This window comes from Aerococcus sp. UBA6277 (assembly GCF_002440555.1).
Taxonomy (GTDB): domain Bacteria; phylum Bacillota; class Bacilli; order Lactobacillales; family Aerococcaceae; genus Aerococcus.
Genome location: NZ_DJUR01000042.1, coordinates 47,981 through 55,427, shown reverse-complemented (window position 1 = coordinate 55,427; position 7,447 = coordinate 47,981). Strand labels below are relative to the sequence as shown.

8 protein-coding genes are annotated in these 7,447 nt (G+C 39.9%); 2 read left to right on the top strand and 6 right to left on the bottom strand.

Annotated features, from left to right (window positions below; translation table 11 throughout):
* Window positions 1–319: 319 nt before the first annotated feature.
* The 6 genes from B2V22_RS07470 to B2V22_RS07445 form a co-directional block, all read right to left on the bottom strand.
* Window positions 320–970, bottom strand: a complete 651-nt coding sequence (locus tag B2V22_RS07470) for a Crp/Fnr family transcriptional regulator (RefSeq protein WP_290491575.1) — start codon at window positions 968–970, stop codon at window positions 320–322.
* Window positions 971–985: 15 nt separating this feature from the next.
* The gene (locus B2V22_RS07465; RefSeq protein ID WP_290491573.1) at window positions 986–1,978 is read right to left on the bottom strand and encodes an electron transfer flavoprotein subunit alpha/FixB family protein; all 993 of its coding nucleotides are present in this window, start codon (window positions 1,976–1,978) and stop codon (window positions 986–988) included.
* Between the two features lie 12 nt (window positions 1,979–1,990).
* Window positions 1,991–2,785, bottom strand: coding sequence for an electron transfer flavoprotein subunit beta/FixA family protein (locus B2V22_RS07460; protein ID WP_290491571.1), 795 nt, complete (start codon window positions 2,783–2,785; stop codon window positions 1,991–1,993).
* A complete protein-coding gene (locus B2V22_RS07455) occupies window positions 2,782–3,939 on the bottom strand; it encodes an acyl-CoA dehydrogenase family protein (protein WP_290491569.1) in 1,158 nt (385 codons plus the stop codon). The genes B2V22_RS07460 and B2V22_RS07455 overlap by 4 nt, the downstream gene beginning before the upstream one ends.
* Window positions 3,940–4,165: 226 nt before the next feature.
* Window positions 4,166–4,897 (bottom strand): DUF3307 domain-containing protein, encoded by a 732-nt coding sequence (locus B2V22_RS07450; protein WP_290491567.1) that lies wholly within the window; start codon window positions 4,895–4,897, stop codon window positions 4,166–4,168.
* Window positions 4,881–5,546: a SatD family protein gene (locus B2V22_RS07445; protein ID WP_290491565.1), complete on the bottom strand. Its 666-nt coding sequence runs from the start codon at window positions 5,544–5,546 to the stop codon at window positions 4,881–4,883. The genes B2V22_RS07450 and B2V22_RS07445 overlap by 17 nt, the downstream gene beginning before the upstream one ends.
* Window positions 5,547–5,895: 349 nt before the next feature.
* Here B2V22_RS07445 and B2V22_RS07440 point away from each other — a divergent pair, with 349 nt between their 5' ends.
* Together B2V22_RS07440 and B2V22_RS07435 are read left to right on the top strand one after the other, a co-directional pair.
* A complete protein-coding gene (locus tag B2V22_RS07440; protein ID WP_290491576.1) occupies window positions 5,896–6,444 on the top strand; it encodes a dicarboxylate/amino acid:cation symporter in 549 nt (182 codons plus the stop codon).
* Complete coding sequence (locus B2V22_RS07435) at window positions 6,441–7,373, top strand: ATP-grasp domain-containing protein (protein WP_290491564.1); 933 nt, start codon at window positions 6,441–6,443, stop codon at window positions 7,371–7,373. The genes B2V22_RS07440 and B2V22_RS07435 overlap by 4 nt, the downstream gene beginning before the upstream one ends.
* Window positions 7,374–7,447: the final 74 nt, after the last annotated feature.

Below are 7,447 nucleotides of genomic sequence, written 5' to 3'. Positions count from 1 at the left end.
CAGTTTAACGGTAGGGTTTCACACAGCTCACTTACTCTTTTTTTATTTTGCCCAATTTTTAGCAACAATTGCCACTGTAGTTATGACTTTAAGTGCCTTATTAATAGCATCATTTGTAAGTTCAATTACGAAAAAATTTGGCACAAAAAAGCTGGATCATTCGCACTAATCGGTGCAGGCTTCATCTATGTCATTGTTCTCGTATTAAGAATTCAAAATGCATCTTGGTACGTTTTGCAAAAAGCATCGAACCTTTCCAACTAAAGTGAAGGTTCGATGCTTATAGACGTTTATGAAGTTAAATTCAACTCAATATTTCTCAACAAAAGACTTCAATCTGATGGTTATGCCGTTCTTTAATCTTGCCTTCATCAGCTAATTGATGCAGGGATCGGCTAAGTGTTTCAGATGACATGCCTAAAAATCCTGCTAAAAACCGCTTCGTTTCCTCGTGATAGAAGATTCGGTGGCCATTCACCAACTCGGCTTCCTTACAAATGAAATTGAATAACCGGTCTTTTGCGGTACAAGTAGATAATAACATGGATTGCTCTTCTGAAGCGTGTAGCCGCTGAGACAAGGCTTCAATCATCTTAAGGGATAATTGCGGGTAGTCCATCAGCAGTTGTTTAAATTGTTGATTTTCAATCAGGTAAATTTCACTTTTTACCATAGCTACGGCATGCGCCTTGCGGATACCTTCAAATAGGGCTAGTTCACCAGTAAATTCCATCTGTGCAATCATCCGGATGATTTGTTCGTTTCCCAACTCTGATAATCTAAAGATCTTTACTTTACCAGTTAATACAAAGAGAAAATAGTGGGCTTCTGTATTGGTTGCGTAGACCACTTCATTTCGTTTGTACAAGCGTTTAGTAAAATAAGGGACAATTTGTTCTAGCGTTTGACAATCCAGCTCTTTGAATAGGTCAAATTGTCTTAGATCATTGATTTTATCCTGGGCTAACATATTTTCACCTCATTGTTATTTACTTTCTACTTGTTTAGCTAAAGCTTTGGCAAAAGCAACCGCATCGCCGACATACCCGACATCTGATTCTTTAAAGATAGCGGCTTTAGGGTCCTTATTTACAGAAAATACAAATTTTGCCTGATTCATCCCGACAGTATATTGGATGGCGCCTGCAATCCCGAAATTCAAGAGTAATTGCGGTTGGATAGTGACCCCACTTTGACCAATTTGCTCGTCATGTGTGTACCAGCCGTTCTCTGCTAGGGGACGGGTAGCACCAACTTTTGCGCCAAGTAGGTCGGCTACTTTTTCAGTATAGACTAAATTGTCTTGCATCTTCATCCCGCGGCCAACAGCAACAACCTTATCTGCCTCAGTGATTTGATTCGTTTGTGGTTGACCTGGAATTCGTTCCAAGACTTGGTAGGTATAAGGCCGTTCTAAGGCAATCGTTAGGTCTATAATAGCACCTTGACGGGTATTGTCAAAGGGGAGAGTGTTAAAGACATTTGGCCGGACTGTGGCCATTTGTGGACGACGGGTTGGTGTTAGAATTGTACACATCAAGTTGTCCCCGTATGAGGGTTTAATCTGTAGCAACTGCCCCTTATCATTGATAGATAGGTCGAGGCAGTCTGCGGTTAAACCAGTTTGCAGGGCACCTTGTAGTCTTGGCGCTAAAGCTCTCCCTTTAAGAGTGGCTGCGAATAAAATAATATTTGGTTGGTAGTCGTCAGCTAATTGCTTGATAGCTGTTTTTGATAATACAGGGTCAAAGTCAGCGAATAAGTCATTTTTCACAACTAACACCTGGTCAGCGCCGTGGCCAATAAGACTTGCTGCGTGATTAGTTTGACTTGTTTCTAAGAGGATGGCTGTTACACTATCTTGGCTATTTTGACTCATTTCATGGGCTTTACCCAATAATTCTAGCGTTGAAGGGTGGATGGTTTCTTCTGAAATTTCAGCAACCACCCATATACCTGATGATTTTCCTTGATTCATGGACTTACCTCCTTAGATGATATGTTTGTCTGACAAAATGGCTAACAATGCTTCGGCCGCTTCCGTCGGCGACCCTTCAAGCATGGTCATTTGACGGACTGATTCTTCCGGCACAAAGCTTTCAGTCACAATAGTAGGGGACCCTTTGATACCGATTCTATCGAGGTCACAATGTAGGTCACCCTCGTTCCATACCGTAATCTCTTTTTGCATAGATTGTTTAATCAAAAGAGGCGATTGATACCGCGGTTTATTGATTTCATCACCAACACTCATAACTAAGGGGTAAGAAACACGGATGATTTCTTGGTCCACTTCCAAATACCTTTTGACATCAATGGTTTGATTAACTGAATCAAGGTCGACTATACCAGATGCGTTGGTGATTTGTGGTAGATCCAACTCTTCAGCAATTAATGGGCCAACTTGTCCCGTATCCGCATCAATTGCCTTTAAACCTGTCAAAATAAGATCCACGTTCCCAATCTTGCGTACAGCTTGAGCTAGAGTATAAGCAGTTGCTAAGGTATCTGACCCAGCAAAGGCACGTGAAGATAGTAGATAAGCCTCGTCACAACCCATGGCTAGGGCTTCATGCAAGCTCAATTTAAAAGAATCAGGGCCCATGCTGACAACAGATACTGTACCACCAAATTTTTCTTTTAACTGAACAGCAGTCTCAATGGCATGTTCATCAAAGGGGTTAATACGGCCGCGAACACCACTCCGAATAAGGTTATTCGTTTCTGGGTCAATTTTAACGTGGTTAGTGATAGGGATTTCTTTTATAAATACGACGATTTTCATAGCGTAAATTCCTCTCTAGATTCAAATAAGACTGAATTTGCGATGTCTAATTGGAGTTTTTCATACGCACCTTCAGCATATTGTAAGGCCTTAGCGTCACGCCATAAGTGCTCAACTGGATATTCTTTGGAGTAACCATAAGCCCCAAAAATCTGCATAGCGTGGTTAGCTGCTTTCAAGGCTTGGTCTGAGCCAAATAATTTAGCGGTTGTTGTCTCCATCTTATGGTCAACTTCTTGATCTCTTAACCAGGCAGCTTGGTAGATGATTAGTTTTGTTGCATGTAAACCCATGGCAATATCAGAGATTCTAAATTTAATCCCATCAAGGTGAGACATCTTACCACCAAATAGTTCACGCTCTTGAATATAGTTGATAGAAGCTTTCAAGGCGGCATCTTGAATACCAGCCGCTAGTGCACCCATTAAAAACCGGGCTGTATAGTGGGCATTGTGTCCAATTTCCATCCCTTGGTCAATAGGACCTAAGCGGTCAATATCCGGTACAAGGGCATCTGATAAGTAAATATCACCGACTGGACATCCGCGCATCCCCACAAAGTCTTCAACACGACCGTTTTCAAAACCAGGATTTTGATTATCTAAGATAAAGACAGTCCGGCTATGTTCAGTATCTTTTTCAGGACTGGTAATGGCTAAAATAAGGTACATAGAAGCGGCTTTAACTCCGTTGGTTAAGAAAGCCTTATTCCCGTTCAACAACCAACCATCTGGAGTCTGAACAGCTGTTGTTTGTTGGGTAGAAGCATCAGATCCACTAGCTGGCTCAGTTTGTCCAAAGGTAAATAACTCCCGATTAGCCCTAGGTAACCAACGGGCCTTGATCTCTTCACTACCATAAACGACAAGCTGGTCGATTGCTTTCCAGTGGGCTTCAAGGGTAAAGGCAGCACCGGGGTTAACTTTTGCTAGTTCAGCAATCACCATAGTCTGCGTTACAAAGTCGTAGCCAGCGCCACCATAAGCCTCAGGGACAGCAATCCCTACAATCCCAACATCCGCCATTTTATCTGTTAGGTCTTGTTGGTAGCCTTCCTTTTCAATCTCTTCGTATCTTGGGGCAATTTCTTTTTCCGCAAACTTTTGAATCATCTTACGGAGTAGTTCTTGTTCATCAGTGAATTTAAAATCCATTTATTTTCACCACTTTCAGTATATTGTGTACTATTTCACCACCCAAGTATACGCTAGTCAGATTGTCGTTTTCCTTGACTAATATCAAACTTTTGACGAAAAAAGATTAAAATTAAAGTGCTTACATAGGTTTGTAGAACCGCAAATATATCTTATAAGTTTAAGTGAAGAGCGTCACAAAAAAATCTAACTTAACAATCGCCTAAATCGCTAAGTTAGATGTCTCTTAAAATATAAAAAAGTATGATACGACGACAAATAGAATGGAAAATAAGGTACCGATTAAATAGTATTCGGCGAATCCTTGGTTCTCCTCAATCAGTTTAAAGCGGGCAATAGACTTTGCAGTATAGATTAAGCCGATGGAAGATAGGGCATTTAATGACAGGAATATAGCTGATAAAATTCGTTCTAAATTCCCAATCATAGCGCCTGCACCAGGAACAGTGACTATTTCAGTTTGGTCAACTTTATCGTCGGTGTAATTTTGATATTGATTGAAAAGCACTTTAAAGGTAACGTTCGCGGGTTTGGTTATTAATACCGTCAGTAAGGTCCATTTCAAGACCAATGTAGGTAAGGATACGGAGACGTCACGGGATGCCGGAAAAACAACCTGACTTAAGACGACAATCAATGAAATGTGTAGCAATTGATCAACCAGATAAATATAAGGAATCGGTTCTGCCTGGAATATCCACTTCCGCTGTAGGGTCACCTTCAGTAAATCAATTATGATATGTCCTAGCCATACAGCTGAAAATAAGAGAATCATATCCGACTGCCAAGTGAGTATCCATGATATAAACAAAAGTAATCCATGGATAGCTAGGTGTCTAGCAAGAGCGGCGTGACTCTTTCTCTTGGCTTCTGACAGTTTCTCACTTTGAAAATGGTAATCACCTAGAAAGTGAGCAATTAATAATACGAGTGTGATGGCATTATGAATCAGTATCATCGACCTCCTGAATGAAACGTGCCAGCTGTTCTTTTCCAGCTAGATAGATTTTAATATTGGCTGAATTTAGTCGTTTACTTAAAGCTGAGGGAGATAATTCTAATTTTTTAGCAAGTGCTTTTTGATTAAACGATTGCTGGTAAATCCCCGTCTCTAAAAGTCCATTGAAGACATATAGCTGGGTTTTAGTCCAACTTGACCGGATAGTATCCGTCAGTAAGAGCAGGGTATTGATGGTGTCGTCTTTTCTCTCTAGACCAAAAAAGGCTTGACGTAAATTACCGCTGTAATCGTGTTGCTTGACTGATTCAATGGCGCTTCTAGCGTGCCAGTATGCGGGGCCATCTGCGCCTATACTGACTTCAGGATCAATCTCTGTGGCTATTGACCCGTAACCAATCCCAAAGCGAATGGGGTGGGGAATGAGTCGTTGGATGTCATCTATCATTTGAAACACTTGGTAATGAGGTTTAATCAACACTTGAAATTCATCACCTAAGGTTATCGTTAATTTTGACGCGATGATGTCACCGTAGTTTTGGTTAATTGTAGCAAAACTTTCTAATAAGTTTTCTTGTAAGTTTTCTCGGTCAGCTGATTTTTTTGAATCAATTAAGTCACCGATAATCGCTATATAGTTCTTAGACATGAGGCACCTCCTTGATGTCCATTATAACGGAAATTACCTTTAATTGCCACTATAACGGAAATTAAAATGGTTAAAAATATCCCTTATTTAGGAAATTTATAAAAATTGCCCTTATTTCCGGCATACTTCGCAATGTATAGACTACATCACGCCTGTTCGAAAATTGATGTGTTTCATTTTTAGACCACTAATGACCGATATTCGATCATTTATCATAAAATCCTGAGTGCTATACTACGAGACAAGCTATTAGAGACCTATTGTTAACAAATGAAAGCAAATCTTGATAAATGATTGGAGGAATATGTATGTTAAAAAAAACTAAGCATACCTAACAGCCGCCTTAGTAATCTATCCCATCATTGCTTACAGTTTTGGCGTATCCTATATTTCATTATTTAAATCCATCTCTGACTTGAGTTTTATCGCATTCATTACAGGCGGTTCAAGTGTTGTATTACCATCACTTATCGACTGTTTAGAAGAAAATAAAGTACCAAAAGTAATCTCATCAGGCGTAACGTGCCTAGGCTACACACTAAATCTAGGCGGTGCAGCTATCTATGTATCTTTAGCCATTTCCTTTATAATGAACATATATGATGCTTCATTAACGATTTCTGATTTTGTCGTTTTAGTAGTATTTCTTACTTTTATTACCAAAATAAACGCTACAGTACCATCAGGGGCCATTGTCGTGCTTCTTGCTACTGCGAATCAATGGATACCATCTGAAGCAGTTGCCTTACTGGTATCCATTGACTTCTTCGCTAATGCAAGTAGAACAGCCTTAAATGTGGTTGGAAATGCTTTAGCAGCGACTATTATTGCCAAAACAGAAGACGCACAATTGCCAGAATTCACTAAAATTAAAAAGAAAGAAGGCGCAACAATTTGACCGATAAGAAAGTATATATCATCCACGAAAACGATGATTGGACAAAACATTTAACTAAACGACTTGACCAACTGTCTATTCCTTATGACACTTGGTTTCTAGACACAGGGATAGTGGATATTCAAGAGACACCACCAGCAGGCGTTTTCTATAATCGGATTTCTGCTTCGTCACACACAAGAGACCACCGCTATGCACCTGAATTAACTAGTCAAGTTTTACCATGGTTAGAAAGCCATCAGGCCACTGTAGTAAACGGTAGTCGCGCAATTGAACTTGAAGTTAGCAAGATTAAGCAGTATTTAGCCTTACAAAAAGCAGATATCCAAACGCCTAAAACGATTGCTGCAGTTGGTAAAAAAGAAGTTATCCATGCTGCTAAAAAACTCGATACTTTCCCATTTATAATTAAACACAACCGGGCAGGTAAAGGACTTGGGGTAAACCTATTTGAGCGAATTGAAGACCTAGAAGACTATGTTAATAGTGATTTCTTTGAAGATTCAGTTGATGGGATTAGTTTACTTCAAGCCTACGTTAAACCAGTAAACGGTAGGGTGTACCGGTCAGAATTTATTGGTGGTAAATTTCATTATGTTGTCAGCATCGATTCTTCAGACGGTTTTGAATTGTGCCCGGCAGATAACTGCCAGATTCCAATTGAGGGGCAGGTCCAATCTACACCAGATAAATTCCAAATCGTTGACGGGGTATTAAGCAAAGAAGAAATTCATAAGATTGAAAACTTTTTAAAAGCTGAAAATATCCAAGTAGCAGCAGTGGAATTTATTGTAACGGCAGATGGACAGAAGTGGGCCTATGACGTTAACACCAATACAAATTACAATGCAGACGCTGAAGGGGTTGCACAAAAATTTGGCATGTTAGCACTAGCTGAATATCTTGGTGACTTATTAGCGAAAATATAAAAAAGAGATAGCAAATGTATTTACTGTCTATGTCTGCTAATTACCCTTAGCGGACATAGAAGGGAGTTTAAATA

Coding starts and splice junctions, on each gene's coding strand:
- B2V22_RS07470 (WP_290491575.1), bottom strand. CDS start 970: ATGTTAGCCCAGGATAAAATCAATGATCTAAGACAATTTGACCTATTC.
- B2V22_RS07465 (WP_290491573.1), bottom strand. CDS start 1,978: ATGAATCAAGGAAAATCATCAGGTATATGGGTGGTTGCTGAAATTTCA.
- B2V22_RS07460 (WP_290491571.1), bottom strand. CDS start 2,785: ATGAAAATCGTCGTATTTATAAAAGAAATCCCTATCACTAACCACGTT.
- B2V22_RS07455 (WP_290491569.1), bottom strand. CDS start 3,939: ATGGATTTTAAATTCACTGATGAACAAGAACTACTCCGTAAGATGATT.
- B2V22_RS07450 (WP_290491567.1), bottom strand. CDS start 4,897: ATGATACTGATTCATAATGCCATCACACTCGTATTATTAATTGCTCAC.
- B2V22_RS07445 (WP_290491565.1), bottom strand. CDS start 5,546: ATGTCTAAGAACTATATAGCGATTATCGGTGACTTAATTGATTCAAAA.